The organism is Candidatus Rokuibacteriota bacterium (genome assembly GCA_016209385.1).
GTDB lineage: Bacteria > Methylomirabilota > Methylomirabilia > Rokubacteriales > CSP1-6 > JACQWB01.
Genome location: JACQWB010000244.1, coordinates 1 through 26526 on the forward strand (window position 1 = coordinate 1; position 26526 = coordinate 26526).

The following is a 26526-nucleotide window of genomic DNA, read 5'->3' on the forward strand; positions in this document are numbered from 1 at the left end:
AGTTGACTCGGAGGGGGGCTTCGCCCCCCTTCCGAACCTCCCCCAAGATGGGTTGCGCCGGCGAAGCCGGCGCTCGAACGCGAATCGGTTGCGCGGGCCGCGCGGGTACCCGGGCGGGGTACCCACGCGAAAGCGTGAGTCTCCCGGGTGCGCCTTCGGCGCGGCTGCGCGCTCGGGCGGGAAGGAATTTCGCCGGCCGCATTACTCGGACACCCTCCGAGGGGAAACGAGGTGGCCGCCGGGCCTGGCTGGAGGGGGATCATAGCCCCCTGGGTGGAGCGGATGACAACGCCCGAGGCGTTTGAGGGCGAACCACAGGCCGCGGGCCGGTCCGTGCGTCAGCACCGCCTGCCGGGCAAACTCCGAGCAGCTGGGCTCAAAACGGCAAGCCCGCGGGAGAAAGGGCGAAACCGCGACCTGGTAACCCCTGAGAAGTTGGGCGGTTAGCCGAGCGACCCAAGCCATAAGAGGTCAGAGGCTCTTACTTTCCCGGTGCTGTCTCGCCACCACGGTCAGGGCTTCCTCCATGTCCTGCCGGAGTGCCTGAAACGCACCATCGAACGCGGCTTTTCTCCCCACACAGACGATCTGGAGCCCGGCTGGAAGGCCCTGGCGGCTCACCCGGTAGGCCTCGCGAAGTCTCCGACGAACCCGGTTCCTGCGCACCGCACCGCGGACTTGGCGAGTTACTGCGAAACCGATCTGGCGGGGACCGTCCCATCCCCGCCAGAGCACGAGCAGCGCCGGCCGCTCGATCCGCCTGCCGACCTTGAAGACCGCCTGGAACTCGTCCTGCCCCCTGAGCCGTTCGCTCCGGGGAAACCCCTGAGCTCCCGACCGTCCGGGCATAGCACAATCGGAGGGGGCCTAGATGGCCCCCTCCGAGGCCTCCCCCAGGAAACGGTTGCGCGGGCGAAGCCCGCGCTCGAAGGGCATTACTCCGACCCGCTCCTAGACGGTCAGGCGCTTCCGGCCCTTCAGCCGGCGCCGCTTGAGGGTTCGTCGGCCGCCGCGGGTGCCCATGCGAGTCAGGAACCCGTGAGTTCGCTCCCGCTTCCGTCGGTTGGGTTGGTAGGTTCGCTTCATCGGCGGCGGTCTCCGTTCGCGGCGACCGGCCCCTAGTCTACTGGCCGCCGCCAGCCCAGTCAAGGCGCGCCGCTCGGCGAAAAGCCTGTTGCTTTGCCGTTTCGCTCTGTGCTATGGTGCGTGGCGGCCGTTTGCCAGCGGTCCCCGATGTCATCGCTGGGACTGCTCCATCGGTCTGACTGGGCTTCTGAGTTTCACCGCTTCCAGAGAGGGTGCTGTCTCGATGGGTCGTGCTCCCGCCTGGGGTTTCCCCTCCCAGCTGGCCTCGAGTTGGTATTATCCACACCTGTGGATAACTCTGTGTGTAACTCGCTTCCGCTCAGCGTGCCCGGAGCTCCACCGTGCTTGACAGCCTCTGGTCCCGCCTCCTGTCGGCGCTCGAAACGAGGATCCCCCCGGCGGCCCTGAACACCTGGGTCCGTCCGAGCCGAATCGGCGCCCTCGACGGCGACCGCGTCGAGATTTGCGCCCCCAACAAGTTCTCGCGCGACTGGCTTGTCGACCACTACCTCGACGCGCTCCAGGCGGCGGCGCAGGAATGCCTCGGGGGCAACCCGCGCGTTTCCGTCGTCGTTGAGCGCCCCTCGGCCGCCGCGCCGTCGCCGCGGGACGCGGCCGCGCCCGAGCTGCGCCCCACGCTCGCCGCCGGCCTCAACCCGCGCTACACGTTCGAGACCTTCGTCGTCGGCTCCTCGAACCAGTTCGCGCAGGCGGCCTGCCAGGCGGTCGGCGAGCTGCCCAGCAGGGCGTATAACCCGCTCTTCCTCTACGGCGGGGTCGGCCTCGGCAAAACCCACCTCCTCCACGCAGTCGGCCACCAGATCAGCGGCCACTTCCCCCAGCTCACCGTGCTCTACCTCTCCTCGGAGCGCTTCACGAACGACCTCATCAACGCGATCCGCTACGACCGGAACGTGGAGTTCCGCGCCAAGTACCGGGGCATCGACCTCCTCCTGATCGACGACATCCAGTTCATCTCCGGCAAGGAGCGGACCCAAGAAGAGTTCTTTCATACGTTCAACGACCTCTACGACTCGCGAAAGCAGATCGTCGTCTCCAGCGATTCCCCGCCCAAAGACATCCCGGACATCGAGGAGCGCCTCCGCTCGCGCTTCGAGTGGGGGCTGATCGCCGACATCCAGCCGCCCGACTTCGAGACGCGCGTCGCGATCCTCAAGAAGAAGGCCGAGATCGAGCGGATCCGCCTGCCCGACGACATCGCCTACCTGATCGGGAGCCGCATCAAGTCCAACATCCGCGAGCTGGAAGGCGCGCTGACGCGCATGATCGCCTTCTGCGCCCTGACCGGGCGGGAGATGAGCGTTGACCTCGCCCACGAGGTCCTCTCGGACCTCTGGGGAGAGGATGAGAAGATCATCACGATCGAGCAGATCCAGCGCCGCGTCTCGGAATTCTTCACGCTCAAGCTCTCCGACCTGAAAGCCAAGACCCGGACCAAGGCCGTCGCCTTCCCGCGCCAGATCGCCATGTACCTCTCACGCCAGCTCACCCACGCCTCGCTCGCTGAGGTCGGCCGCGCCTTCGGGGGCAAAGACCACACCACGGTGCTCCACGCCGTGGGGAAGGTGCAGGTCCTTCTCCAGGAGGATCCCAAACTCCGCAAGACGATCGACACGCTGACCCAGAGCATCATTTCATGATCCACCGCTTGCCACCGACTATCCACGGGGTTTCCCACCGGAGCCGGCGCCGCGTTTCGCCCGGGCCGCGCGGCGTTCCGCGTCGTCCACACTACCCACCAGGCAGACTCCTTTAACGACTACGAATTTGGAAGTGGAGGATCTTCATGGAAGTCCGAGTAGATCGTGACGCGTTTCTCCGGGGCCTTCAGATGGTCCAGAACATCGTCGAGCCGCGCCAGACCCTGCCGATCCTGGCCAACGTATTGCTGGAGGCGGACGGCGAATCGATTCGCCTCACCGCGACGGATCTTCAGGTCGGGGCGCGCGTGTCGGTTCCCGCGACGGTGGCGGCGAAGGGGGCGATCACGCTTTCGGCTCGGAAGCTTCTCGAGATCGTCAAAGAGCTTCCGACTGCCGAGCTGTCGATCAAGCTCCAGGAGAATGCGTGGGTGGGGCTCCGGTGCGGGGGCGCGGCGTACAGGCTGGTCGGTTTGCCCTCCGGCGATTTTCCCCAGGTCGAACCCGGGCTGGATCTGGGGTGGGCGACCCTGGATGGCAAGCTCCTGAGGGAGATGCTGGCCCAGAGCAGCTTTGCCGTCTCGCACGACGAGGGCCGGTACGCCCTGAACGGGGTGCTGTTCTCGCTTCAGGAGGGAGAGCTCCGCCTGGTGGCGACCGACGGTCATCGGCTCGCCCTGGCGAGCCGGTTGCTTGCCGGGGCGGGCTCGAGGTGGGTCGGGATCGTCCCGCGAAAGGCCGTCCAGGAGGTGGCGCGTGTCGTGAGCACCGGGGAGGAGATTCAGGTCGCGCTCGGGGAGAATCAGTTCGTGCTGAGGATGCCGAATTTCCTCCTGACGGCCCGGCTGATCGAGGGTCAGTTCCCCCAGTACGAGCAGGTGGTGCCGAAGGGGCACCCCCGGCGGCTCGTGCTCTCGCGCGCCGGGCTCACCGCGGCCCTGCGCCGCGTCTCCGTCCTCTCGGAGGAGCGCACCAAGCCGGTGAAGCTGCTCCTCGCGGCCGGGAGCTTGAAGCTGAGCGCCTCCAACCCCGAGCTTGGAGAGGCCGAGGAAACGCTGCCGGTTGAGTATTCGGGGGACGAGGTCGCCATCGGGTTCAACTCGCGCTACCTGCTCGACGCCCTGAGCCCGCTCGAGACCGACCAGGTGCTCCTCGAGCTGAAGGACAGCACGAGCCCCGGCGTCGTAAAAAGCATCGAGAACGAGGGGTACCTCTGTGTTATAATGCCCATGAGGATTTAACCGACCATGGGAGCTGGGTAGGGTGGATCTTCAATGGGATCGTATCGCTGATCACTCTCCCCACTACGCCCCCCCCAGACTCCCAGCCCTCCGGTTTGGCGCGCTAGCCCACCTCAGCAGGCTCCGGAAAAATCGGGTTCGCGCGCGGGCTTTGCCCGCGCGATTAACTCGGGGCTCGCGCGGCGCGCGACGACGAGCTTCCCTATGACAGATACCTATACCGCGAGCGACATCAAGGTCCTGGAGGGGCTCGAGGCCGTCCGGAAGCGCCCCGCCATGTACGTCGGGGATACGAGCACCTATGGGCTCCACCAGCTCGTGTACGAGGCTGTCGACAACTCCGTCGACGAGGCGCTGGCCGGCTCCTGCGACAACATCCGGGTGGTCCTCCACTCGGACGGGTCCTGTTCGGTCGGCGACAACGGCCGGGGGATCCCGGTGGACATTCACGAGGCCACCGGCCGGCCGGCGGCCGAGGTCGTCCTGACGACGCTCCACGCGGGGGGGAAGTTCGAGCACTCGGTCTACAAGGTCTCGGGCGGCCTTCACGGCGTCGGGATCTCAGTGGTGAACGCCCTCGCGGAGTGGCTGGAGCTGGAGGTGCGACGGGACGGGAAGGTCTACACCCAGCGCTACGAGCGCGGCGAGCCGGCGACCGACCTGATGCCGGGGGAGCGGACGGCGAAGCACGGAACGATCGTCCGGTTCACGCCGGATTCCCAGATCTTCGAGGACACTGCCTTCTCCTTCGACGTGCTCTCCAACCGGCTCCGCGAGCTGGCGTTCCTCAACCGGGGCCTGAAGATCACGATCGAGGACGAGCGGGACGAGCGCAAGCACACCTTCCACTACAACGGCGGCATCATCGAGTTCGTGAAGCACATCAACCAGAATAAGACTCCGATCCACCCCAAGCCCATCTTCGTCGAGGGGGCGAAGGGCGACACGCAGGTGGAGGTGGCCCTCCAGTACAACGACGGCTACCAGGAGAACGTCTTTCCCTTCGCGAACAACATCAACACTCGGGAGGGCGGCACGCACCTGACCGGCTTTCGCGCGGCGCTGACGCGGACGATCGGGGCGTACGCCCAGGCCAACGGCTACTTGAAGACGTTCAAGGGCGCCATCAGCGGTGACGACGTGCGCGAGGGACTCACCGCCGTGATCTCGGTCCGCCTCCCCGAGCCCCAGTTCGAGGGGCAGACGAAGGCCAAGCTGGGGAACAGCGAGGTCAAGGGGCTCGTCGAGTCCATCGTGAACGACAAGCTGGCGGAGCTGTTCGAGGAGGACCCGCCCACGGCGCGGCGCATTGTCGAGAAGTGCGTGCGCGCGGCCCAGGCCCGGGAGGCGGCACGCAAGGCGCGCGAGCTGGCCCGGAAGAAGGGGATCGATGACGACTCGCTGCCGGGCAAGCTGGCCGATTGCTCGGAGCGCGAGCCCCAGTACCGCGAGCTGTTCCTGGTGGAGGGCGACTCGGCCGGCGGTTCCGCGAAGCAGGGGAGGGACCGGCGGACCCAGGCGGTGCTCCCACTCCGAGGCAAGATCATCAACGCCGAGAAGGCGCGCTACGACAAGGTGCTCTCGCACCAGGAGATCCGGCTGCTGATCTCGGCGCTGGGGACCGGCATCGGGCCGGAGGAGTTCGACCTCACCAAGCTCCGGTACCACAAGATCATCCTGATGACCGATGCGGACGTCGACGGGGCCCACATCCGGACCCTGCTCCTGACGTTCTTTTTCCGCCACATGGTGCCGGTCATCGAGACCGGCTACCTGTACATTGCCCAGCCCCCGCTCTTCAAGGTGAAGAAGGGCCGGGTCGAGAAGTACCTGATGAACGAGCGCGAGCTGGAGGAGCTCCTGCTCACGACCTGGGTGGAGAAGGCCAAAGTGAAAATCCCGGGTAAGGGGACGCCGATTACCGAGCAAACACTCCTCGGGGTGCTGAAGAAGGTGGTGGAGTACAAGCACCTGTTCCAAAAGCTGGTAAAGCGCGGCGTCGCCCGCCAGATTCTTGAGGGGTTCCTAAAGGCGAAGATCAAGACGGCGAGACGCTCTAGCCGGGATCAATGGGGCGAGGCGGTTCAAGCGGCTGCGACAGAGGCGGGGCTGAAGAGCTTTCAGGTCGAACTCGAGGAGCCGGAGAATGGAGGCGACCTCATCGTACACATCGTCGGGGAGACAACGGTTGATATCCCGACGGAGGTTCTAAAGTCACCAGATTATCAGCTGCTCTTCGACGTGTACCAAGATCTTCCGCACCTCTATCGTGGCCCGGCAGTCATCATCAACGACGGCGGCAAGGAGGTTGAGGCCAGAAGTTACGACGAGCTGATCCAGACGGTCTTCACCTTCGCCAAGGAAGGCGCGTCGATCCAGCGCTACAAGGGGCTCGGCGAGATGAACCCCGAGCAGCTCTGGGAGACGACCATGAATCCGGAGACCCGCACCCTCCTGAAGGTCACTACGGAGGACGCGGTCGGAGCCGACGAGATGTTCACGGTACTGATGGGCGACGCGGTCGAGCCGCGCCGCGAGTTCATCGAGAAGCACGCGCTCGACGCCGTGAACATCGACGTCTAGCGCAAGCCCTCCGCCTTTGCCCACCAACGAGCGACAGGTCCCGATCCCGATCGAAGAGGAGATGCGTCGGTCCTATCTGGACTACGCCATGTCCGTCATCATCGGGCGGGCGCTCCCGGACATCCGCGACGGGCTCAAGCCGGTCCACCGGCGCGTGCTCTACGCCATGCAGGAGCTGGGCCTGGCCTGGAACCGGGCCTACAAGAAGTCCGCGCGCGTCGTCGGCGAGGTCCTCGGCAAGTACCACCCCCACGGCGACGCGCCGGTGTACGAGGCGCTGGTCCGGATGGCCCAGGAGTTTTCCCTCCGCTACCCGCTCGTCGACGGGCAGGGCAACTTCGGCTCGGTGGACGGCGACCCGCCGGCGGCCATGCGCTACACCGAGGTGCGCCTGGCCAAGATCGCCCACGAGCTGCTCGCGGATATCGAGAAGGACACGGCAGATTTCGTCCCCAACTTCGACGAGTCCCTCCGCGAGCCCACCGTACTCCCCACGCGGCTCCCGAATCTGCTCGTCAACGGCTCGGCCGGCATCGCGGTCGGCATGGCGACCAACATCCCGCCCCACAACCTCTCCGAGGTGATGGACGGGCTCGTCATGCTCATCGAGAACCCGTCCACCACCGTGGACGACCTCATGAAGGTGATCCAGGGGCCGGACTTCCCCACGCGCGGCTACATTCACGGCACGGCCGGGATCCACGAGGCGTACACCACGGGCCGCGGCAGCATCGCCATGCGGGGCAAGGCGCACGTGGAGAAGATGCGCGGCGGCCGCGAGGCCATAGTCATCAGCGAGCTCCCCTACCAGGTGAACAAGGCGGCGTTGATCGAGAAGATCGCCGAGCTGTCGCGCGAGCGGAAGATCGAGGGGATGTCGGAGATCCGGGACGAGTCCGACCGGGACGGGATCCGGATCGTGCTGGAGCTCTCCCGGGGCGAGATCCCGCAGATCATCCTGAACCAGCTCTACAAGCACACCCAGATGCAGTCGAGCTTCGGCGTCATCATGCTGGCGCTCGTGGACCGGCGCCCGCAGGTGGTGAACCTGAAGGAGATGCTCGAGGCCTTCATCCGCTTCCGGCGCGAGGTGGTGACGCGGCGGACCCGCTTCGACCTGGCCCGGGCCGAGGAGCGGGCGCATATCCTGGAGGGGCTGCGAAAGGCGGTGGAGCAGCTGGACCTGGTGATCCGGCTGATCCGCGGGGCCGAGCACCCGGAGGCGGCGAAGGACGCCCTGATCCGGCGGCTCGAGCTCACCGAGACCCAGGCCAAGGCCATCCTGGACATGCGGCTCCAGCGCCTGACCCAGCTCGAGCGCCACAAGATCGTGGAGGAGCACGAGCAGACCCTGGCTCTGATCGCGGACCTGAAGGACATCCTGGCCTCCGACGCCCGGCTGATGGGGATCATCCGGGAAGAATTTCTCGCGCTCAAGGCGGAATACGGGGACGAGCGCAGGACGGAGATCCTGGCGGAGACCACCGAGCTGACCATCGAGGACCTGCTGGCGGACGAGGAGATGGTGGTCACCGTCACGCGTTCCGGGTACATCAAGCGGACCCACGTGGATCTCTACCGGAGCCAGCGGCGCGGCGGCAAGGGCGTGACGGGCATGGAGACCAAGGAGGAGGACATCGTCGAGGACCTCTTCGTCGCCTCGACCCACTCCTACCTCCTCTTCTTCACCAACCTCGGCAAGGGCCATCGCCTGAAAGTGCACGAGATCCCCGAAGGTGGACGCCAGGCCAAGGGCAAGGCGATGGTTAATTTGCTGGCGCTCGGAGAGCGGGAGAGGGTCGCGACGTGCGTGCCGGTGCGGGAGTTTACCGCTGGCGGCCACATTCTCCTCGCCACACGGCACGGCGAGGTGAAGAAGACGAAGCTGGAGGCTTACGCTCACATCCGCACAGGCGGCATTCAGGCCATGGATCTCGAGGCGGGCGACGAGGTAATCAGCGCGCGCCGGACCGACGGTCGACGCGAGGTGATGATCGCCACGAAGCTCGGGATGACCATTCGCTTTTCTGAAGAAGAGATTCTCGCCAAGAGTCGCGGCGCGGGCGGCGTGCGCGGAATCGACGTTGGGGAAGGCGACGAGGTCATCGCGGCCGCCGTCGTCCAGGAGGGCGTGAGCATCTTCACCATCACCGAGCGCGGGTACGGGAAGCGGACGCCGCTCGAGGAGTATCGGCTGACCGGTCGTGGGGGCAAGGGGATCATCGACATCAAGACCGGCGGCCGCAACGGCAGCGTGGTGGGAATGCTGCAGGTGCGGGAGGGCGACGACATCCTGGTCGTCACCACCAAGGGCAAGATGATCCGGCTCCACGCGGCCGACATCTCGTCCCAGGGCCGCAACACCTGGGGCGTGCGCATCATCGACCTGGATCCCGACGACCAGGTCGGGAGCGTGGCGCGCGTGGAAGCCGAGCAGGGCGAGCGCGAGGCATAAGCGGCCCCCGAGGGGGTTTGACAGAGGCCGCTCCGGCGGCCTATTTTTTTGACATGCTGGACCTCAAGTTCATTCGCGAGCACCCTGACGAAGTGGCGCGGGCCCTTGAAACCCGGGGCGGGAACGAGCTCGTGCAGAGACTGCTGTTTGTTGACTCGATGCGCCGCAAGCGGGTGACGGCCGTCGAAGCCAAAAAGGCGTTTCGCAATACGGTGACCCAGGAGATCGCTCAAGCCAAACGCGGAGGAGAAACCCCAACCGAGAAGATAGCCCGGATGCGGGAGCTCAGCGACGAGATCAAGGAGGAAGACACGAAGATCAGCGAAGCCGACAAGGAGATCGAGTCCATCCTCCTCGAGCTCCCGAACCTGTCGCATCCGAGCGTGCCCGTGGGCGGGGAAGAGGCGAACCAGGAAATGCGCCGGTGGGGGACCCCGCGCCAATTCGCCTTTGACCCGAAGCCCCACTGGGAGATCGGCGAGCGGCTGGGCATCCTTGACTTCGAGCGCGCGGCCCGGCTGGCCAAATCGCGCTTCGCGGTGCTCTGGGGGGTTGGAGCGCGGCTCGAGCGGGCGCTCATCCAGTTCATGCTCGACCTCCACACCCGGGAGCACGGCTACCAGGAGGTCTGGGTGCCCCACCTGGTCAACGCGGAGACGATGCTGAGCACCGGGCAGCTGCCGAAGTTCGAGGAGCAGCTCTTCAAGACGCAGGAGCCGGACGAGAACCGTACGCTCTATCTCATCCCGACGGCCGAGGTGCCGGTTACGTGCCTTCACGGCGGCGAGATCCTGAAAGAGCAGGAGCTGCCGAAGCGCTACGTGGCCTTCACGCCCTGCTACCGGCGCGAGGCCGGCACCTACGGGCAGGACACGCGCGGGATGATGCGCCACCACCAGTTCGACAAGGTGGAACTGGTCAAGGTAACAACGCCCGGAGCGTCCTATGAGGAGCTTGAGTCAATGGTGAGCGACGCCGAGGAGGTGCTGAAGCGGCTCGGGCTTCCGTACCGGGTCGTCGTGCTTGCGTCCGGGGACCTGGGCTTCGCCGCGGCTAAAACCTACGACCTCGAAGTGTGGCTGCCGGGGCAGGGCAGGTACCGCGAAATCTCCTCCTGCTCGAACTGCGAGGCCTTCCAGGCCCGCCGCGCCGAGATCCGCTACCGGCCGGCTGGCGGCGGCAAGGCTGCCTACTGCCACACCCTGAACGGCTCGGGCCTCGCCGTGGGACGCACGCTCATCGCCGTTCTGGAGAACTACCAGGAGGCGGACGGCAGCGTCACGGTTCCGCCGACCCTGCGGCCGTACATGGACGGGCTCGAGCGGATCACCGCGCCCTGATCCCCCCTCGCGCCAATCCTCTCCCATCATGGTGGGGGTGAGCTAAGTGCCAAAGACCGTGAGCATACGAATGGACGAGGAGAACTACGCCTTCCTCCACAAACTGGCCGAGGAAGGAAAAGAAGACCTGTCCAAGGCCGTACGGGAAGTTGTGTACAAAGGCAGAGTGATGCTCGCCATAGAGAGGTACAGAAAAGGAGAAGCCTCTCTCGGCAAAGCGGCGGAACTGGCCGGTCTATCTGTTGGACGAATGATAACCGTGCTGGCTGAGTACGGAGTCCAGAGCAATCTCGAGACCGAGGACTATTTGGAAGGTCTCAAGAATCTGCGCAAGGCGTGGTGACTTGAAGGCAGCGCGGTCGGTCACTCGATGACCTTGTCCGCCCGGGCGAGGACGGACGGCGGGATCGCGAGGCCGAGGGCCTTCGCGGCTTTCAGGTTCACGACCAGCTCGAACTTCGTGGGCTGCTCCACGGGGAGGTCGCCCGGCCTGGCGCCGTTCAAGATTTTGTGGACATGGGTCGCGGCGCGCCGGAACAGTTCCTCGTAGATCGGGCCATAGGACAGCAATCCGCCAGCTTGCACAAAGACCGACCGGCCGTACATTGCCGGCAGCCGCTGCCTGGCCGCGAATACCACAATGCGCTTTCCCCGAGGAAAGGACGGACCAATCCACCCGAGGTTGATGAGGGCGTCGACGCGTGAGCTGTCCAGCGCCGTCAGCACCTTCTCCATATCGGTGAATCCTGGCACCTCTAACGACTGAAGCTGAAGCCCGAGCGTACGTGCCGCGAGTTGAGTCTCCTTCCACTCGGCGACTTCCTCTGGCTCCTCCGGATCCCAAAAGACGCCGACCCGCGTGACTCCTGGGACGACCTGCTTGAGTAGCTCCAGACGTTTGCTGGCCAACTCCACCGTCAGCGAACTGATGCCGGTGATGTTCCCGCCGGGCCGAGCAAGACTGGCAACGAGCCCCGTACCCACAGGATCGGCGGCACCGGCCAGGACGATGGGAATCACGGTCGTCGCCTGCTTGGCCGCACGAGCCGCCGCTGCACCCATGGGAACTAGGACATCCACCTTGGCCCGGACCAGTTCGGCAGCGAGGGACGGCAGGCGATCGAGCTTCTCTTCGGCGAAGCGGGTGTCGAGGACGACGTTTTGGCCATCGACGTACCCCAGGTCCCGCAGACCTTGCCGTAAAGCCACCAGCGCGGGTCCAGGCTTGAAGAGCTGGCATAGGAACCCGATCCGGGCAACCTTCCTGGGCTGCTGCGCCGCCGCCGATGGCGGCCCCACCAGCAGGCCGAGACTAAGGGCCACGATTGCGAGCGCCAGCCGGGTGGTGTTCATGTTCACCTTTTCACCTCCGGTTCGACGACGCGGGGGGTGCCACGACCATGCCCGCCGCTCGCTCGCTGCTGGCCCTCCCGTTCCGCCGATGCGGAGCGGATAAAAGTATGGCTAACGGTTACGCGGCAGGATAGGAGCGGATAAGGAGGTCTGTCAAGGCGAAAGCTGAAGCTGACGCGCACGAGCGTGGGGTGGAGCATTCCCCGCAGCGAGCGCGGCGAGCCGCTGGGGGTCCGGTCGCCGTTCACGCATCCCTCGGGAGGTCGTGCCAGGCCGGGAGGCCGGGAAGTGGGGTCGCAGCCCTGATCGCGCGGACGATGGCCTGGGCCGCGGCCTCGGCCGCGGCGAGGCCGACCGCGGTCGGCTCGGCCGGGACATCCCCCACTGACAGGCAGAAGAGCACGTCGCCGTCCACCGCCGTGTGGGGCGGGGAAACGGCGCGCGCGAAGCCGGTCATGCCGAGCTGGGCGACCTTCAGCGCCTCCGGCTTCGTCAGCCTGCAGTTCGTGGCAAGGACGCCGATCGTCGTGTGCTGAAGGGGACCGAACCCGCGGAGCGGCGCGCCCCGGCTCAACTCGGCGGCGGTGTCGACGAGCCCCAGGTCCCCCGGAGCGCGCCGGGTTCCCGCGAGCAGCCGGCCTGTCTCCGGGTCCCTGATGTCGCCGAACGCATTCACCGCGACGAGAGCGCCGACGATTGCCTCCCCCAGCCCGATGCTCGCGCTGCCGATCCCGCCTTTCATCGCCCGCGCGATCCCGAAGAGCTTGCCGACGGTGGCCCCGGTCCCCGCCCCGATGCTTCCCTCTTCGACCTGACCGGCGCGGGCGTTGAGGCACGCCTGGTAGCCCATGGCCCGCGTGGGCCGGGCCCGATGGTCCCCCACCGAGAGATCGAAGAGGATCGCGCCCGCCACGTGGGGGACGACGGTGGGGCCGGCCCTGAAGCCGACACCGCGCTCTTCGAGCCACTGCATCACGCCGAAGACCGCCTCGAGGCCGAAGGCGCTCCCGCCGGACAGGAGCACGCCGTCGAGGGTGGGGACCAGGTGGCGCGGGTCGAGGAAGTCGAGGCCGTGGACGCCGCAGGCCCAGCCGCGCAGCTCGACTCCGCCGACGGCGGGCCGATCGCAGAGGACGACGGAGCATCCGGTGAGCCCCGTCCGGTCCGTGGCATGGCCGACCCGGATGCCCGGGACGTCGGTGATCACGAATGGCGAGAGGCGCCGCGGCGCGTCGCGGCTGTCCCGGCTACCATTCGGTGATCAGGCGGTTGAAGAACGGGTGGGCCCGGGGAGCGAACTCGGGGCGGAAGTACACCTTCCGCATGTAGGTCAGGGCGCCGGCAAAGCCCTCGAAGCGGTCGGCGAGCGCCCTGAAGAGCCCCGCGAGCGGCCGCGCGTCGGCCCGGTCGTGCTCGGACACGAACCGGTAGGCGCGCTTGCCCTCGCGGATGTAGTAGCCGGTCACCGACAGCCCTTCGACGCGCTCACGGAAGAGGCCGGTCATGAAGAGGGTGTAGTCGCCGATGTGCCGGCGAAGCTCTCGCTCCTGGACCGGGTTGAAGTGCGGAGCCTCGAACTCCCACGCCCGCTGGATCTCCAGGAGCAGCTCGGCGACGGTCTCGAGCCGGGCGCCGGCCACGCCGAGCGGGTAGAGGGTTTCGGAGCGGGCGAAGCGTGTCAGGAGGTCGGCCAGGTAGTCCGCCGCCACCTCGTCGCGGATGCTGAGGTCGCCGAAACTCCGACGGATCGAGCGGTCGAAAAAGCGCCTGAGCGAAGCTGGAGCAGCCGATCTTTCCATCCTCGCCGATCATACCCAATCCGCGCCGCGGTGCCAATGGGTGTTCGAGCCGAGGGGCTGCCGACGAGCCGCAGGCGAGGCGAGACCCGGGTAAGTCACAGCCACGAGGCGAGGCCCAATAGGGTCGGGCGCGACCGAAATTGCTTGGGCGTCGGGCGCGGGCCCGATACAATGGCGGCGCACCATGGAGATAGGGAGGACCGCGGTGGCGGGACGAGGCTTTTCCGATCGCGACGCGGATCGCGCGCCGGGCCGGCCGTGGGGCCTGATCGTCGCGAGCGTGCTCCTGGCCGTGCTCGCCGCGTGGACCGGGATCCAGTACAAGCGCACCGCCGATCGCGAGGGGCGCCTCCAGGCGGAGATCAGGCAGATCTACCAGGAGGCGGAGGCGCTCAGGAGCGTGGCCACGCAGTGGCGGGACCGCGCCATGCTCCTCCAGCAGCGGGTCTCGGCGCTCACGCTCGAGCGCGACGCCCTCAGCAGGCGAGTCGGCGAGGCGGAGGCCGAGCTGGCGGCGCTCAGGGGCCGTCGCGGCACTTCTCCACCCACCCGCCGCTGATTGCTCGGAGCGCGTCGGAAGAACCGCGTTTCGAGCGCCGGCTTTGCCGGCGCAACCCTCCGGGGGAGGCCTCGGAGGGGGCCGTCGAGGCCCCCTCCGACTCAGGCGCGCGCCCCGTCGAGGACGGCGAGGAGCCGGTCGTTCTGCGCGCGCGTCCCCACCGTGATCCGGAGGTGGCCGGGAAAGCCGAGCGGCGCCCCCGCGCGCACCAGGATTCCGGAGCGAAAGAGCCTCTCGCGCAGCGCGTCGGCGTCGGCGCTGACCCCGACCAGGAGAAAGTTGGCCTCTGAGGGGACGACCCGGAAGCCCCGCCTCGTCAGCTCGGTGGTCAGATGGCGGCGCTCCTCCCGAACCAGCCGGACGGTCCGCTCCCAGTGCTCCCGGTCGGCCAGCGCCGCGAGCGCGGCCGCCTGGGCGAGCCGGTTGACGTTGTACGGCGCGCGCACCCGGTTTAGCCGATCGATGACCTCGGACTGCGCGACGGCGTAGCCCACGCGAAGGCCGGCGAGCCCCGCGACCTTGGAGAAGGTCCGCAGCGCAATGAGCGTCGGGTGGCGCCGCCCGAGTGCCACGCCGTCCGCCGCTTCGGGGTCCTCGGCGAAGTCGCGGTAGGCCTCGTCCAGGATGACCAGGGGCGGATCGCTGCCGAGGTCGGCAAGGAGGCGTTCGAGCGGACCGACGCGGATGACGCTCCCGGCGGGGTTGTGGGGGGAGCAGAGGATCAGGGCTTTGGTCCGGGGCGTCACGCGCGCAGCGACGTCAGCGAGGTCGGTCTCGTAGTTCACGAGCGGACTCCAGACGGGCGTGGCCCCCGCGAGGGTCGCCGCGGTGCCGTAGGGCTCGAAGGAGGGGCGCGGGATCACCACCTCGTCGCCGGGCTCGAAGGCCGCCGCGGCGATGAGCGCGAGAAGCTCGTCCGCGCCGTTGCCGAGGAGCACCGCCTCGGGAGCCACCCCGAGGTGCTCGGCCAGGGCGCGCCGGAGGGCGAGGCCGCCGCCGTCGGGATAGAGGTGGGCGCGGCGCGCCTCCCGGACGACAGCCTCTACCGCGCGGGGCGAGGGCCCGAGCGGGCTCTCGTTGGCCGAGAGCCTGATGATCTCGGCGAGGCCGAGTTCCCGCTCCAGTTCCTCGAGAGGTTTCCCCGCGTCGTAGGGGGTCAGGGAATCGAGGACTGGCCGCCAGAGCCGCCGCATGGCGCATTATTGTACCGCACGGCCTTGCGGCGCGTCGCCCGAGCGCGCCGGCGCGCGTCGTGAGAAAGAGATTTCTTAAAGCCCTGAATCTTTCCCCCAGTAGCGGCTGAGCTTTCAGAAACTTTCCCCCACCCCGGCGCGGCCCCGGCTGGGCCATGCTCGGGCGGATTCTCGTCTCGGGACCCTCGAACTCGTCATCGGGGGACAATAAGCTCACCATCCTCCGAACGTCTCTGTCAGGCGGCCAATCGTCTCTCCCCACCAATTTTCTGGGATAGCGCGTGGAGCTCTGGTCAAGGGATCGGGCCTCTGCCTGGGACTGGTCGTGATAGCCTTCCGCGCGCGGTAGCCTGGACGGTCCTCATGCTGCTGACCGGCGGGATGAGCTATACTTCTGGCCACACGCTCCGGGGGCAGGGACTCAAGTGCTGGCCGCTCAAGCAGACCCGGCCGTGTTCTGTTAAAGCGAGGCGCGATGGAATCGCGGCTAGTTCTGACCCGCTACCGCGTGATTCTCGAGGCCCTCGAACCTCTGGACCTGCCGGCCTACCTGGGCTCGACCCTGCGGGGAGCCTTCGGGCAGGCTTTCAGGCGTCTGGCCTGCCCAGTCGGCTCGACGTGGACTATCGAGGCCTGATCGAACGGGCCAAGACGGTTCGCCTCTTCAGGGACGAGACTCGATGGGCGGAGTGGACGCGCTACTCCTCCCGTCAGGGCCGGCAGATGACCTGGGACGGTCTCACCGGCCTCGCCACCTACGAAGGCGATCTCAAACCGTTCTGGCCCTACCTCGTCTTCGGCCAGTGGACGCATGTCGGCAAAGGCGCCACCTTCGGCCTGGGACAGTACCGGCTAGACCGGCCCGCCGTGGGCCCGGGGACAGGCGAGACATGAAAATTTCTCGCCAACGAACGCGCAGGTCAAAGCCTAAACGTCGCGCTCCTACCTTCGAGGACCGGGCAGCAGCCTACGTGGACTCCCCCCTGATGACCCACCGGGTGCGCTTCAGGCGGCAGCTCTTTGCCAGGATCCAGGGAAACTACGGAGTCTATCGCACCTGGGTCCGCTCGGGGAGCCGGGGGCTTAACTCGGGCTGCACTTGTCCCTCCGAGGGGTGGCCGTGCAAGCACGTCCACGCCCTTGAGCACACGTGCCGCGCCAATCCCCGGAGCTTCTTCGATGCGGACGGCTTTCTCAAGACGCTCGCGAGCCGGCCGAAAGCTGAGCTGGTTGAGGCCATCGGTCGGCTCATCGCGCGGGCCCCCGAGGGGCTCGCCGCTCCTGGCGTCAAGGGCTTCGAGGACGAGGAGCCCGAGGACCTGGCGGCTGAGGAAGAGGACGACGAGTGGCGGTGAGGAGGCCGGCCGCATGACAGAGCCTGGCACGCCTTCCCTTGACGACCTGATCGAAGAGATCACGACCTGGCCTGCCGGGATGCCGGTCCGCGCGATGGAGCGGGTGCTGGCTATGGGAGAGACCGCGATCCCTACCCTCGCTGAAACCCTCGCCCACTGGCAGGACGAGCAGGAGCGCGACCTGCTGTGGCCAGTCGTCCTCCTCGGCGAGCTCAGGCACCCCTCAGCAATTGAGCCGCTGATCAGCCAGATGCGCCGGACAGACGATGAGACCCTGGCGCTGGCCGCGGTCGAGGCGCTGACCAAGATCGGCCCGCGGGCGGTGCCGGCCCTGCTCGAGATCGCCGGAGCGCCTGACCCGCTGCTCCGGGTGCACGCCTACGCGGGCCTGGGCTGGATCCCGGACGATCGGAGCCATGCCGCCCTGCTGGAGGCCCTCGACCGCGACCGTGAGCTCGGAGACGTGGCCGCCATGGCCCTGGGAGATCAGGGACGGCCCGAAGCTATCCCGGCGCTCTACGAGGCGTACCGAACCTGCGAGCCCTGGCAGCGGATCGAGTTCGAGGACGTCCTCAAGGATTTACACTGGGGCCGTCGCCGGACGCCCCTCTGGACCCAGGACTGGCGGCTCCGCTACCGGCGCCAGCCTGCCCTGGGGAGCTTCAGGCCGAGCTGGCTCTGGATGGCCGCGCTGATGCAACGCCAGAAGGAGCAGAAGCCGAAACGGGTCCCGATCCCGCTCCGGCCGCTTGAAGAGATCGTCAAGGAACAGCCCGAGGCGGGCGAGCCTCCCGAGACCTGCGAGGAGTGCGGCGCGCCGTTCGAACGCCCTACCGGAGTAGCCGCCTGTCCCCAGACCGCCGTCGGCATCGCCGCCTATCAGCTCCGCTTTCTGGCCGAGGCCAGGGAAGACGGGATCGAGGACCTCTTCGACCTGCTCGACGAGCTGGAGGACAGGGAGTGGGAGCACCGGGAGCAAGGCGAGCCGGTGACCCCGGTCGCCCGGGAGCGGTGGCGCGACGAACTGGACGAGTTCCGGATCTGCCGCCAGACCTGCGAGTGGCTCATCGAGCAGGGCGTCGAGGAAGTGGGCCCGGCTCGCGCCCGCCTGCTCGCGGAGGCGGCGCGGCTTGCCGACCGCTACGGCGATCCGGAAGGGCTGCTCACTCCGGCGCGGCGGCCCGCGGACCGCGGTCCCAGGGTCGGGCGCAACGATCCCTGCCCCTGCGGCTCCGGCCGGAAGTACAAGCGCTGCTGCCTGGGACGCGACGCGGAGAAGCAAGGATGAATCGCCCAGAGCTCATGATCGGGGCCGCCGCCTGGATGCAGGCCCGCGGTTGGAAGCCGAAGCTCGCCAAGCGCCGGGGCCACGAGCAGAGCCTCTTCGAGCACAGCCTGATCGAGCTGGACGTGCTCCTGGAGCTCCTGCCCATCCTGGCGCGCCCGCGCCACTACGGTCTGAGTGAGGATGAAGGAAAGATTCTCGCTGGCGCGGTTCCTGCGGAGCGGCAAGCAGGCGAACGACAGTGGCCAGCCTCCAGCCGTCGTGGGGAAGGGGGGTCGGCCGCAGTTGGCCGAGAAAGCACACAACGATTATGATAGGCGACAATGGCTGTATAGCCTCACACATCGGCAAGCCTTGGGGGCAGAAGAACACCACCGGCGTCACCACCCGCCCGGCAGGCATGTAGCCCACGAGGCCGAGGTCTCGCGCATGGCCGACGCCTTACGCGCCTCCATGGACACCGCTGAGTACCTGTCTGCGCTGCGAAGCGCAGCGGCCGCCTGCGTCCCGCGAACGGGCAGGCACGGACAACCTTGGCCCGCCGCGGCACCGACAGCCTAAAGATCACGGAGGTGAAGTCGTGGCACAAATCCATGTAGACCGGGAACGTCTGGTGACGTTTTGCCGGTGGCACCACATCCGGCGCCTGGCGCTGTTCGGGTCGGCGCTGCGGGAGGAATTCGGCCCCGACAGCGATGTTGACGTTCTGGTGGAGTTCGAGCCAGAGCATGTGCCGGGGCTTTTGGGCATCGCGCGGCTCGAGCGGGAACTGTCGGCGATCTTCGGGGGTCGGAAGGTGGATCTGCGCACCCCGGAGGATCTGAGCCGCTACTTCCGCGCGGACGTGATAGCGGAGGCGGAGCTCCAGTATGCGGAAGGATGATGCCAACCGCCTCAGGCACATGCGCGACGCGGCCCGCGAGGCGTTGGAGTTTGCGCGAGGCCGGGTGCGGTCCGACCTGGATACGGACCGCATGCTGGTGCTCGCTTTAATCAAGGATACCGAGATCATCGGCGAGGCAGCCAATCAGGTCTCGGAAGAGACGAGGGCGCAATTCCCGAAGATTCCCTGGGCGGACATTATTGGTATGCGTCATCGCCTGGTCCACGCCTACTTCGACATCAACCTCGAAATCCTTTGGCGCACTGTACAGCAAGACCTCCCGCCGTTGCTCGCGGCGCTGGAGAAAGCATTAGACGAGAAATGAGGGCAATTGAGTTTAGACCCCCGTTGAGCGCCGTTGCCTTATGGACGGGATTGAACTGCGACGGCGCAGCGCTCCTGCTCCTGGAGTTATGGCGGCACAAGCGACTGAAGTAGCGCTGCAGGAACAGTGAGAGAAGAGCGTGCGCCTTTATCTTGACACCTCTGTGCTGGGCGCCCTGACAGACCGAGAGGACTCTCGGCGTATGGCCCTTACGCGGCGGCTTTTGCGGACGACAGCTCAGGGCATTCACGACGGGGTGATCTCTAATGTCGTACAGGAGGAGCTGGAGCAGGCGCCGGCTGACCTCAGGCAGGCGATTCTCCGGGAGGTCCGCGACGTTGAATTTGAGCTTGTCGTGGAAGATGCGGAGTGCCGCGCGCTCTTCGCCGAGTATGTGGCGACCCGTGTCGTGCCGGTCCGCTATCGAAACGACTTGCGTCATGTGGCGGTGGCCACGGTCGCCCGGGTGGATGCGCTCGTCTCATGGAATTTTCGGCATCTGGTGAATGTGAAAACCCGGCGTGCAGTCCATGCGGTGAACGTCCGGCTGGGATATCCTTTGCTTGAGATTGTCTCACCGGAGGAGGTGTGAGCTGTGGCGTCTAAGGGCGAGAGAGAATTTTCATCGCTCAAGTGGATCCATCGGGTAAGAGAGGCGCACTATCGGGAGACAAAGGGTTTACCGCTCGAAGCCTGGCTGAAACCGGTTGATCCGGACAGGGCCGCCCGGGCCTGCCGTCGTCTTGGCCTCAAGGTGAGAGTGGCACCGCGCGCGAGGCAGAAAGCGCGCCTGCGCGCCTAAGCCGTGGTCTCCCGGGCTGGACTGGCGGCTGCCAGTGTTCGAAGTACTTGATGGTGTTCGACGGCGCGGCGCTCCTGCTCCTGGCGGGAACGAGCGGGACAGGATCAGAAGAAAAGCTCGGCATGCTAAAGTAGCACGAGGAGGAAGATGAGCATGAGAGTTTATAAAGGCATTGTGAAAGGCAATACCATTGTCCTCGAAGAGAACCCTGACCTTCCGGATGAGTGCCCGGCACTGGTAGAGATCAAACCCCTTGGCCAGGTGCGGGAAGACGAGATCGTCAAACGCCAAATTGAGCTCCTGAAGAACCCGCACAAGGGAGGGAAGCTTCTCTATCGGCGCCGAGAGGAGCTGTATGAACGGTGGTGATCGGCTGATCGACACCAATGTCCTCGTGCATGCGTATGTCTTCTTGGATGCGAAAAAACACGCCTCGGCGCGCGAAATTATCCTTCCAATGTGGCATGAGGGTGGCGGTCTCACCACTCTACAGAACCTGTGCGAATTCTTTGCTGTGGTAACTGGAAAAGTCCAGAAACCTATGCCAGTTGCTCAAGAATCTACACCGATGAGAACGTGGATGTTCGGGTAGCTGACCCATGGGCAGCGAGGGCGGGCTGGATGTACGGGAGATGAGGAGATGAACAAGCATTTACGTTTGAAGCGGAAGGACGCCAATGCCATTCAGGATTTTGCGCAGAGAGTGCGGGCGGCACTGGGCCGGCAGCTCCTGGCCCTCAAGCTGTTTGGTTCGAAGGCCACGAGGCGCGACGTGCCGGACTCCGATTGTGGTGCAGGAAGCGAGCGTGAAGATTGAAGATCAGATACTGGATATCGCCTTCGAGGTAAACCTGGCGCATGAGGTCTACATCTCACCTCGCGTGATCGGCCGCGCCACCCTGGCGGATCCGGTCTGGAAGATGACCCGGGCGTCCGCGACGATTCAGGGCCGGAGGCTGCGAAGGCTTGCACGATCCTACTTGGACTAAACTGTCCGACTTGTGGCTTGCGCGACTTGGTCAAGGTCGGCTGTCTGGAAAGCAAAGGAGCCGAGCCGCGGCGATACAAGCAAACTTCAAATTAGGACACTACCCGGGCCCGCCCGCGTTTGACAAGGGCGGGGCGGCCATGTAGGCTACGGGGCGTCATGGCCGCAGAGTTGTTCAGGCAGCTCAGGCGGGCCGAGACGGAGTTGGAGCGCTCCTTCCTGGGTTCGGCCGCCGAGCTGGCTGACCGCCGGCGCCGCGTCCGCCTCGATCTCCTCCGCCAGCACCTGGCCGCCGGCTACGATTCCCTCAAGGCGCGGCACGCCGAAGGCGCTTCGGGGCAGGAGTCGGTCCAGGCTCACGCCGGCTTCATCGACGAGTTCCTCCGGCAGCTCTTCCGTCTCGCGCTCGACGACTGCCGGCGCCAGGGGCTGGATCCCTCCCCGCTCGTCCTCGTGGCGCTGGGCGGCTACGGCCGGGGCGAGCTCCATCCCTCCTCCGACATCGACCTGATGGTGATCTACGCGGACGAGATGACGCCGAGCGTCCAGCGGATCACCCAGGAGATCCTCTACACGCTCTGGGACCTGGGCCTCCAGCTCGGGCACAGCTGTCGCAGCCTCGGGGACTGCCTGGCGATGGCGCGGACCGACTTCCCGAGCCGCACCGCCATGCAGGACGCGCGGTACCTCGCGGGCGATCGGCGCCTGTTCCGACGCTTCCGCCGCGTCCTCAACGAGAACCTCTACCGGAAAGATTTTCCCGCGTTCGTGGAGACGACGCTCGCGGAGCGGGACCAGCGCTACCGGAAGTACGGCGCGTCGCCGTACATCGGCGAGCCCAACGTCAAGGAGTCGGCGGGCGGGCTCAGGGACATCCACACCGCCATGTGGCTCGCCTCGTCCAAGTTCGGCGCCCGCACGCTTCAGGAACTCGCCGACAAGGGCCTGATCACCGGCCGCGAGCGTCAGGCCGCGGATGCCGCGCTCACCTTTCTGTGGCGCGTGAGGAATGAACTTCACTTCCTCTCCGCTCACAAGAATGACGCGCTGACCCGCGATGTCCAGGCGCAGATCGCCAAGAACTTCGGCTACACCGACGACGACGTCTCGCTCGGCGTGGAGAAGTTCATGCGCGAGTACTATCTCCACGCCCGGGTGATCCACCGGGTTTCCGAGCGCCTGATCGCGCGGTGCCAGGAGACCCTCTCGCGGCGCGGGGCCGCGGCCCGACGGCTCCGCCAGGAGGCACTGGCCGACGGGCTGGTCGTGTTCGACGGGCGCCTGCACCTGGCCGACGGCGGATCGCCCGCCTTCCGGCAGGACCCGATCCGCCTGCTGCGCGTCTTCTGGCACATGCACCGCACCGGCGCGGAGCTGTCCATCGATCTGGAGCGCGCCATCGAAGACTCGCTCGACCTGGTCGACGACGCGTTCCGGCGCTCGTCCGACGCGCGCGACCTCTTGCTTGCCATCTGCCGGAATTGGGGGCGCGCGGCGCAGACCCTGAGCGCGATGCACGAGCTGGGCCTGCTGGGCGGCTACCTCCCCGAGTTCGGGGCGCTGACGTGCCTGGTCCAGTACGACGTCTACCACAAGTTCACCGCCGACCAGCACTCGCTCCTGGCGGTCGAGCACCTGGAATCGCTCGCCCCCGGGCAGTCGGAGGAGTCCGAGGGCGTTGCCCAGGTGCTTCCCGAGGTGGAGAAGCCCGAGATCCTCCTGCTGGGCGTGCTCCTCCACGATATCGGCAAGGCGAGGGGACACGGTCATGTCGCGAAGGGAGTCCCGCTCATTAAAGCTCTCGCCCTACGCCTGGGCCTGGAACGGGAGGATGCGGCCACGCTGGTGTTCCTCGCCGAGCACCACCTGCTGATGTCGCACGTGGCTCAGCGGCGGGACATCGACGATCCCAAGACGATCGAGTCGTTGGTGGCGGCAGTGCAGACGCCCGAGCGGCTCAGGATGCTCTACCTCCTCACGCTGGCCGACATGCGCGCGGTCGGCCCCGGCGTGCTGACCCAGTGGCGGGCGTCGATCCTCTGGGAGCTCTACCGTCGCGCGCTCGCCCACCTGAGCGGGGGCGCCCCGGAGCGGCCGAGCCAGGAGGCGGTGGCGGCGCGGGTCGTGGAGGAGCTGGGGGAGGAGGGTTCGCGCGCCAGGGTCGAGCGGCACCTGCTGGCCATGGCGGAGCGCTACCGGTGGACCACCGGGGCCCAGCGGATTGCCGCCCACCTGCGGCTCATCGAGCAGCTCGAGGAAGCGGCGGCCGCCACCGAGCTCTTCCACCACGCGGAGCTGGGGTTTTCGGACCTGGTCGTAGTCACCCGCGACCTGCCCGGACTCTTCTCGCTGATCGCGGGGACCCTGGCCGCCAACGGGATCAACATCCTCTCGGCTCAGATCCACACGCGGGCGGACGGGATCGCCATCGACACCTTCCAGGTCAACGATTCTTTCGGGGAGGCCGTCACCGCCGAAGCGCGCTGGGCCCGAATCCTCGGCGATCTGCGCCGGGTCATCCGGGGCGAGACCGCGGTGGAGGCGCTGCTGGCGGAGCGCGGCCCGCGGCGCCGCGGCGAGGCCGAGCCGATTCCCGGGCCGGGCAAGGTCGTCCTCGACAACCACCTCTCGGACACCCACACCGTCGTGGAGGTGAAGTGCCTGGACCGGGTCGGGCTCCTCTACCTGATCACACGGACGCTCTCCCGCGAGGGGCTCGATATCAGCAGCGCCCGGATCGCCACGGAGATCGATCACGCATTCGACGTGTTCTATACGACCGACCGTCACGGCCGGAAGGTCGAAGAGCCTGCCGCGCTGGCCCAGATCCGCGAGGCCCTGGAAGCCGCCCTGGTCACCGCGCTCTGACCCCGCGCCTCATGCTGAGCCGGTACAAAGACCAGCTCGCCGGCTGGACCGATCCCTTCGCGCGGGTCCTCCTCCGGTTCCACGTCCGACCCAACCACCTCACGATCCTGGGGCTCGCCACGAGCCTTCTGGCCGCGCTCGCCTTCACCGCCGGCCGCGAGCGGCTGGCGGGCGCGCTCCTGATCGTTTCCGGTCTCTTCGACTTCTTCGACGGGTCGCTGGCCCGCCTGTCGGGACAGGTGACGCCCTTCGGCGCGTTCCTGGACTCGGTGATCGATCGCTACTCGGACCTGGTGGTGCTGCTGGGGCTCCTCCTCCTCTTCGTCCGGGCGGGCCGGCGCGCCGAAGTGCTGCTGACCATGGCGGTGCTGATCGGGACCGTGATGGTGAGCTACACCAAGGCGCGCGCCCAGTCGATCGGGGTCGAGTGCGAGGTCGGGCTGATGGAGCGGCCCGAGCGCCAGATCTGCCTGATCGCCGGCGCCCTCCTCAGCATCCTCCCGCTCGTGCTCTGGGTCCTGGCCGTGCTGGTCAACGTCACTGCGGTCCAGCGGATTCTCTACACGCGGCGGATTGCCCGGTCCGGCGCGCTCCGGTAGGGCGGGTTGTGCGGCGCGGCGGCGCGGTGCTCGTTCTGCTGCTGGGGGGCTGGCTGGGCGCTGCGGGCGCGGGCTCGCCGGCGTTGACTCCCGAGGAGCGCGCACGCTTCAGCACGACGGTTGAGGCGCTACGCACCGGCGACTGGCCCACCGCGGTCGCGGGTTTTCGGATGGTCTCGGAGCGCGCATCTGTTCTGACCGACTACGCCCGGTTCTTCCTCGCCGAGAGCCTCTCCCGCGTCGGTGACCTGGCGGGCGCCCGGAAGGCGGTCGAATCCCTCGCCGTGGAGGAATCCGACAGCCGCCTGGTCCCCGACGCGCTCTTCCGCGCCGCCCACCTGGCCTCGCAGGAGGGGGATGAGGCCGGGGCTGAGCGGTTCCTCCGCCGCCTGCTCTCGTGGTTTCCCGCGACTCCCGAGGGCCCCCTCGCGCGTTACCTTCTGGGGTTGACGCTGGAGGCCCAGGGGCGCGGCCTCGAGGCCGCCCAGAGCTTCAGGGAGCTGTGGCTGCTCGCCCCCTGGACACCATACGGCGAGGCGGCGGGAGATCGTCTCGCGGCTCTGGCCCAAGCGGGGGTCGTCCTGCCGGCCCCCACGCAGGAGGAGCGGCTCGAGCGCGCAGAACGGCTCCTGGCGGGTGGCGCGTCGGCGCCCGCGCGCGAGGAAGCCGAGGCCCTCCTCGCGGAGCGACCGGGCGCCGAGTTGGCGCTGAGAGCGCTCGGAGTGCTGGCGGAGAGCCTGAGGCGCTCGGGCCGCTATCGCCAGGCGGCCGCAGCGGTGGACCGTTCGCTGGCGCTGGCGCCGGCGCCGCGCCGTCCTCTGCTGCTCCTCGAACTCGGGCGGCTTCAGTACCGGGCCGGGGCGTACGAAGCAGCCCTCGGCAGCCTGGGCCGGCTGATCCAGCAGTTTCCCAAAGAGCGCGAGGTCGCCCGGGCACTGGTGCTCAAAGGCCGTGTCCTCGAAGATGCGGGACGGGTAAACGAGGCCGTCGGCGCGTACCGGCGCGCGACGGGCGAGTTCCCCGATCACGAGGCCGCGGCTCTGGCATTCTGGCGCCTCGGTTGGATCGCCTATCTCCGCGGCGACCTCGCGGGGGCCGCGCGCGAGTTCGGGGAGGTCGCCGAGCTTCCCGCGGGTCGCGCCTATCGCCGCCAATCGGCGTACTGGGCGGGGCGGTGTCGCGAGGCGCTGGGCGAGCCCGACGCGGCGCAGCGCTTCTTCCGGCGCCTGCTCGCCGAGGCCCCCCGGAGCTATTACGGAATCCTCGCCTCGCGGCGCGTGCGGGGCGCCGGCGAGGCTCCTGGCGGGTCGCTCCCGCTCCGGCTCCCCTCTGATCCGCTCGCTCCTCTGGCGGCGGAGCTCCGGTTCGCGAAGGTGGAAGCCCTTCGGGCCGTGGGGCTCGTCCACCACGCCAGCGCCGAGCTCGAGGAGATCTCGGCGAGCGCCGGCTCCGACCCGCTCAAGCTCTACGGCCTCTCCGCCCTCTGGGCGCGCGCTGAGGAGCACCACCTGGCCCTCAGGATCCTGAGGCGGTACTTCGTCGACGTGGCCTGGAGCGGGCATCCCGGCCTGCCGCGCCGGTTCTGGGAGCTGTTCTACCCGATGAGCTGGACGCGGGAGGTGCGGCAGGCCGCGGAGCGGGTGGGGCTCGATGTCTACCTGGTCGCGGCTGTGGTGCGCGAGGAATCCAGCTTCTTCCCGCAGGCCCGCTCGCGGGCTGGCGCGCGCGGGTTGATGCAGCTCATGCCCCACACGGCCCGCCCCCTGGCCCTCCGCCGCGGGCTGGCCTTCGGCAACGGCGATCTCCTCGACGACCCGCGCCTCAACCTGGAGCTCGGGGCCGAGGTTCTCGCCGGGCTCCTCAAGGAGTTCGGCGACCCGCGTCTGGCCCTGGCCGCCTACAACGCGGGGCCCCTGCGCGCGCGCGAATGGTGGAGAGCGCGGCGGAGCGACGACCTGGAGGCCTTCGTCGAGCAGATTCCGTTCGAGGAGACCCGCGCCTTTGTCAAGCGGGTCCTGGTCTCGTGGGAAGAGTACCGGCGGATCTACGGGGGAAGCTAGCTCGATCGGAGGGGGACACCCACGCCTTCGGCGTGGGTACCCGGGCCCCCTCCGAGGCCTCCCCCAGGAATGGTGGTTCGAGCCGAGGGGC

The 26526-nt window shown here is 67.4% G+C and carries 29 protein-coding genes; 22 read left to right on the forward strand and 7 right to left on the reverse strand.

What is annotated here, in order from left to right:
* Positions 1–201: 201 nt before the first annotated feature.
* From yidD to rpmH, 3 genes are all read right to left on the reverse strand, one after another.
* The gene (gene yidD, locus HY726_18265; GenBank protein ID MBI4610940.1) at positions 202–465 is read right to left on the reverse strand and encodes a membrane protein insertion efficiency factor YidD; all 264 of its coding nucleotides are present in this window, start codon (positions 463–465) and stop codon (positions 202–204) included.
* Between the two features lie 6 nt (positions 466–471).
* A complete protein-coding gene (rnpA, locus tag HY726_18270) occupies positions 472–849 on the reverse strand; it encodes a ribonuclease P protein component (GenBank protein ID MBI4610941.1) in 378 nt (125 codons plus the stop codon).
* 102 nt (positions 850–951) lie between these two features.
* A complete protein-coding gene (rpmH, locus tag HY726_18275) occupies positions 952–1086 on the reverse strand; it encodes a 50S ribosomal protein L34 (GenBank protein MBI4610942.1) in 135 nt (44 codons plus the stop codon).
* Positions 1087–1427: 341 nt separating this feature from the next.
* On the opposite strand from rpmH, the gene dnaA reads away from it, so the two are divergent.
* The 6 genes from dnaA (at position 1428) to HY726_18305 (ending at position 10709) form a co-directional block, all read left to right on the forward strand.
* Entirely contained in the window at positions 1428–2747 is a 1320-nt protein-coding gene (dnaA, locus tag HY726_18280; GenBank protein MBI4610943.1) for a chromosomal replication initiator protein DnaA, read from the forward strand.
* Positions 2748–2893: 146 nt separating this feature from the next.
* A complete protein-coding gene (dnaN, locus tag HY726_18285; GenBank protein MBI4610944.1) occupies positions 2894–3988 on the forward strand; it encodes a DNA polymerase III subunit beta in 1095 nt (364 codons plus the stop codon).
* Between the two features lie 204 nt (positions 3989–4192).
* Positions 4193–6571: a DNA topoisomerase (ATP-hydrolyzing) subunit B gene (gene gyrB / locus HY726_18290; GenBank protein MBI4610945.1), complete on the forward strand. Its 2379-nt coding sequence runs from the start codon at positions 4193–4195 to the stop codon at positions 6569–6571.
* 16 nt (positions 6572–6587) lie between these two features.
* Positions 6588–9026, forward strand: coding sequence for a DNA gyrase subunit A (gyrA, locus tag HY726_18295; protein ID MBI4610946.1), 2439 nt, complete (start codon positions 6588–6590; stop codon positions 9024–9026).
* A 53-nt stretch (positions 9027–9079) separates the two neighbouring features.
* On the forward strand, positions 9080–10366 hold the full coding sequence (gene serS / locus HY726_18300) for a serine--tRNA ligase (GenBank protein MBI4610947.1): 1287 nt from the start codon (positions 9080–9082) through the stop codon (positions 10364–10366).
* A 70-nt stretch (positions 10367–10436) separates the two neighbouring features.
* On the forward strand, positions 10437–10709 hold the full coding sequence (locus tag HY726_18305; protein ID MBI4610948.1) for a UPF0175 family protein: 273 nt from the start codon (positions 10437–10439) through the stop codon (positions 10707–10709).
* A gap of 20 nt (positions 10710–10729) precedes the next feature.
* Here HY726_18305 and HY726_18310 read toward each other — a convergent pair whose 3' ends face one another.
* The 3 genes from HY726_18310 to HY726_18320 form a co-directional block, all read right to left on the reverse strand.
* Entirely contained in the window at positions 10730–11719 is a 990-nt protein-coding gene (locus tag HY726_18310) for an ABC transporter substrate-binding protein (protein ID MBI4610949.1), read from the reverse strand.
* 244 nt (positions 11720–11963) lie between these two features.
* Entirely contained in the window at positions 11964–12926 is a 963-nt protein-coding gene (locus HY726_18315) for a P1 family peptidase (GenBank protein ID MBI4610950.1), read from the reverse strand.
* A 40-nt stretch (positions 12927–12966) separates the two neighbouring features.
* Positions 12967–13518 (reverse strand): hypothetical protein, encoded by a 552-nt coding sequence (locus tag HY726_18320; GenBank protein MBI4610951.1) that lies wholly within the window; start codon positions 13516–13518, stop codon positions 12967–12969.
* A 205-nt stretch (positions 13519–13723) separates the two neighbouring features.
* On the opposite strand from HY726_18320, the gene HY726_18325 reads away from it, so the two are divergent.
* Entirely contained in the window at positions 13724–14077 is a 354-nt protein-coding gene (locus tag HY726_18325; protein MBI4610952.1) for a hypothetical protein, read from the forward strand.
* 101 nt (positions 14078–14178) lie between these two features.
* Here HY726_18325 and hisC read toward each other — a convergent pair whose 3' ends face one another.
* Positions 14179–15270 (reverse strand): histidinol-phosphate transaminase, encoded by a 1092-nt coding sequence (hisC, locus tag HY726_18330; protein MBI4610953.1) that lies wholly within the window; start codon positions 15268–15270, stop codon positions 14179–14181.
* Positions 15271–15745: 475 nt separating this feature from the next.
* Between hisC and HY726_18335 the strand changes: the two genes are divergently transcribed.
* The 15 genes from HY726_18335 (at position 15746) to HY726_18405 (ending at position 26435) form a co-directional block, all read left to right on the forward strand.
* Positions 15746–15907: a hypothetical protein gene (locus tag HY726_18335; GenBank protein MBI4610954.1), complete on the forward strand. Its 162-nt coding sequence runs from the start codon at positions 15746–15748 to the stop codon at positions 15905–15907.
* The gene (gene cas6 / locus HY726_18340; GenBank protein MBI4610955.1) at positions 15889–16164 is read left to right on the forward strand and encodes a CRISPR system precrRNA processing endoribonuclease RAMP protein Cas6; all 276 of its coding nucleotides are present in this window, start codon (positions 15889–15891) and stop codon (positions 16162–16164) included. Before HY726_18335 ends, cas6 begins: the two co-directional genes overlap by 19 nt.
* Before the next feature lie 92 nt (positions 16165–16256).
* A complete protein-coding gene (locus tag HY726_18345) occupies positions 16257–16625 on the forward strand; it encodes an SWIM zinc finger family protein (GenBank protein MBI4610956.1) in 369 nt (122 codons plus the stop codon).
* Positions 16626–16638: 13 nt separating this feature from the next.
* Positions 16639–17913, forward strand: coding sequence for a HEAT repeat domain-containing protein (locus HY726_18350; protein ID MBI4610957.1), 1275 nt, complete (start codon positions 16639–16641; stop codon positions 17911–17913).
* Complete coding sequence (locus HY726_18355; GenBank protein ID MBI4610958.1) at positions 17910–18224, forward strand: hypothetical protein; 315 nt, start codon at positions 17910–17912, stop codon at positions 18222–18224. Before HY726_18350 ends, HY726_18355 begins: the two co-directional genes overlap by 4 nt.
* 266 nt (positions 18225–18490) lie before the next feature.
* Positions 18491–18793 (forward strand): nucleotidyltransferase family protein, encoded by a 303-nt coding sequence (locus tag HY726_18360; GenBank protein ID MBI4610959.1) that lies wholly within the window; start codon positions 18491–18493, stop codon positions 18791–18793.
* On the forward strand, positions 18780–19118 hold the full coding sequence (locus HY726_18365; GenBank protein MBI4610960.1) for a DUF86 domain-containing protein: 339 nt from the start codon (positions 18780–18782) through the stop codon (positions 19116–19118). The genes HY726_18360 and HY726_18365 overlap by 14 nt, the downstream gene beginning before the upstream one ends.
* A gap of 202 nt (positions 19119–19320) precedes the next feature.
* The gene (locus HY726_18370; GenBank protein MBI4610961.1) at positions 19321–19710 is read left to right on the forward strand and encodes a PIN domain protein; all 390 of its coding nucleotides are present in this window, start codon (positions 19321–19323) and stop codon (positions 19708–19710) included.
* A 363-nt stretch (positions 19711–20073) separates the two neighbouring features.
* Entirely contained in the window at positions 20074–20289 is a 216-nt protein-coding gene (locus HY726_18375) for a hypothetical protein (GenBank protein ID MBI4610962.1), read from the forward strand.
* Positions 20276–20512: a hypothetical protein gene (locus tag HY726_18380; GenBank protein ID MBI4610963.1), complete on the forward strand. Its 237-nt coding sequence runs from the start codon at positions 20276–20278 to the stop codon at positions 20510–20512. Before HY726_18375 ends, HY726_18380 begins: the two co-directional genes overlap by 14 nt.
* Before the next feature lie 48 nt (positions 20513–20560).
* The gene (locus HY726_18385) at positions 20561–20737 is read left to right on the forward strand and encodes a hypothetical protein (GenBank protein MBI4610964.1); all 177 of its coding nucleotides are present in this window, start codon (positions 20561–20563) and stop codon (positions 20735–20737) included.
* Positions 20727–20909 carry a hypothetical protein gene (locus tag HY726_18390; GenBank protein ID MBI4610965.1) on the forward strand — a complete coding sequence of 61 codons (183 nt, stop codon included), beginning with the start codon at positions 20727–20729 and terminating at the stop codon, positions 20907–20909. The genes HY726_18385 and HY726_18390 overlap by 11 nt, the downstream gene beginning before the upstream one ends.
* A gap of 158 nt (positions 20910–21067) precedes the next feature.
* Entirely contained in the window at positions 21068–23776 is a 2709-nt protein-coding gene (gene glnD, locus HY726_18395; GenBank protein ID MBI4610966.1) for a [protein-PII] uridylyltransferase, read from the forward strand.
* Between the two features lie 11 nt (positions 23777–23787).
* On the forward strand, positions 23788–24375 hold the full coding sequence (locus HY726_18400; GenBank protein ID MBI4610967.1) for a CDP-alcohol phosphatidyltransferase family protein: 588 nt from the start codon (positions 23788–23790) through the stop codon (positions 24373–24375).
* An 8-nt stretch (positions 24376–24383) separates the two neighbouring features.
* Positions 24384–26435, forward strand: coding sequence for a transglycosylase SLT domain-containing protein (locus HY726_18405; GenBank protein ID MBI4610968.1), 2052 nt, complete (start codon positions 24384–24386; stop codon positions 26433–26435).
* The last annotated feature ends 91 nt before the right edge of the window (positions 26436–26526 follow it).

What these genes read in the sequence shown, in the direction of transcription:
- HY726_18345 (MBI4610956.1), top strand. Translation starts at nt 16,257, where the DNA reads ATGACCCACCGGGTGCGCTTCAGGCGGCAGCTCTTTGCCAGGATCCAG.
- HY726_18320 (MBI4610951.1), bottom strand. Translation starts at nt 13,518, where the DNA reads ATGGAAAGATCGGCTGCTCCAGCTTCGCTCAGGCGCTTTTTCGACCGC.
- HY726_18385 (MBI4610964.1), top strand. Translation starts at nt 20,561, where the DNA reads ATGAACAAGCATTTACGTTTGAAGCGGAAGGACGCCAATGCCATTCAG.
- HY726_18380 (MBI4610963.1), top strand. Translation starts at nt 20,276, where the DNA reads ATGAACGGTGGTGATCGGCTGATCGACACCAATGTCCTCGTGCATGCG.
- serS (MBI4610947.1), top strand. Translation starts at nt 9,080, where the DNA reads ATGCTGGACCTCAAGTTCATTCGCGAGCACCCTGACGAAGTGGCGCGG.
- HY726_18400 (MBI4610967.1), top strand. Translation starts at nt 23,788, where the DNA reads ATGCTGAGCCGGTACAAAGACCAGCTCGCCGGCTGGACCGATCCCTTC.
- HY726_18305 (MBI4610948.1), top strand. Translation starts at nt 10,437, where the DNA reads ATGGACGAGGAGAACTACGCCTTCCTCCACAAACTGGCCGAGGAAGGA.
- gyrB (MBI4610945.1), top strand. Translation starts at nt 4,193, where the DNA reads ATGACAGATACCTATACCGCGAGCGACATCAAGGTCCTGGAGGGGCTC.
- HY726_18335 (MBI4610954.1), top strand. Translation starts at nt 15,746, where the DNA reads ATGGAATCGCGGCTAGTTCTGACCCGCTACCGCGTGATTCTCGAGGCC.
- HY726_18310 (MBI4610949.1), bottom strand. Translation starts at nt 11,719, where the DNA reads ATGAACACCACCCGGCTGGCGCTCGCAATCGTGGCCCTTAGTCTCGGC.
- HY726_18365 (MBI4610960.1), top strand. Translation starts at nt 18,780, where the DNA reads ATGCGGAAGGATGATGCCAACCGCCTCAGGCACATGCGCGACGCGGCC.
- HY726_18370 (MBI4610961.1), top strand. Translation starts at nt 19,321, where the DNA reads ATGGCCCTTACGCGGCGGCTTTTGCGGACGACAGCTCAGGGCATTCAC.
- rpmH (MBI4610942.1), bottom strand. Translation starts at nt 1,086, where the DNA reads ATGAAGCGAACCTACCAACCCAACCGACGGAAGCGGGAGCGAACTCAC.
- HY726_18355 (MBI4610958.1), top strand. Translation starts at nt 17,910, where the DNA reads ATGAATCGCCCAGAGCTCATGATCGGGGCCGCCGCCTGGATGCAGGCC.
- rnpA (MBI4610941.1), bottom strand. Translation starts at nt 849, where the DNA reads ATGCCCGGACGGTCGGGAGCTCAGGGGTTTCCCCGGAGCGAACGGCTC.
- glnD (MBI4610966.1), top strand. Translation starts at nt 21,068, where the DNA reads ATGGCCGCAGAGTTGTTCAGGCAGCTCAGGCGGGCCGAGACGGAGTTG.
- HY726_18350 (MBI4610957.1), top strand. Translation starts at nt 16,639, where the DNA reads ATGACAGAGCCTGGCACGCCTTCCCTTGACGACCTGATCGAAGAGATC.
- yidD (MBI4610940.1), bottom strand. Translation starts at nt 465, where the DNA reads ATGGCTTGGGTCGCTCGGCTAACCGCCCAACTTCTCAGGGGTTACCAG.
- hisC (MBI4610953.1), bottom strand. Translation starts at nt 15,270, where the DNA reads ATGCGGCGGCTCTGGCGGCCAGTCCTCGATTCCCTGACCCCCTACGAC.
- HY726_18375 (MBI4610962.1), top strand. Translation starts at nt 20,074, where the DNA reads ATGAGAGTTTATAAAGGCATTGTGAAAGGCAATACCATTGTCCTCGAA.
- dnaN (MBI4610944.1), top strand. Translation starts at nt 2,894, where the DNA reads ATGGAAGTCCGAGTAGATCGTGACGCGTTTCTCCGGGGCCTTCAGATG.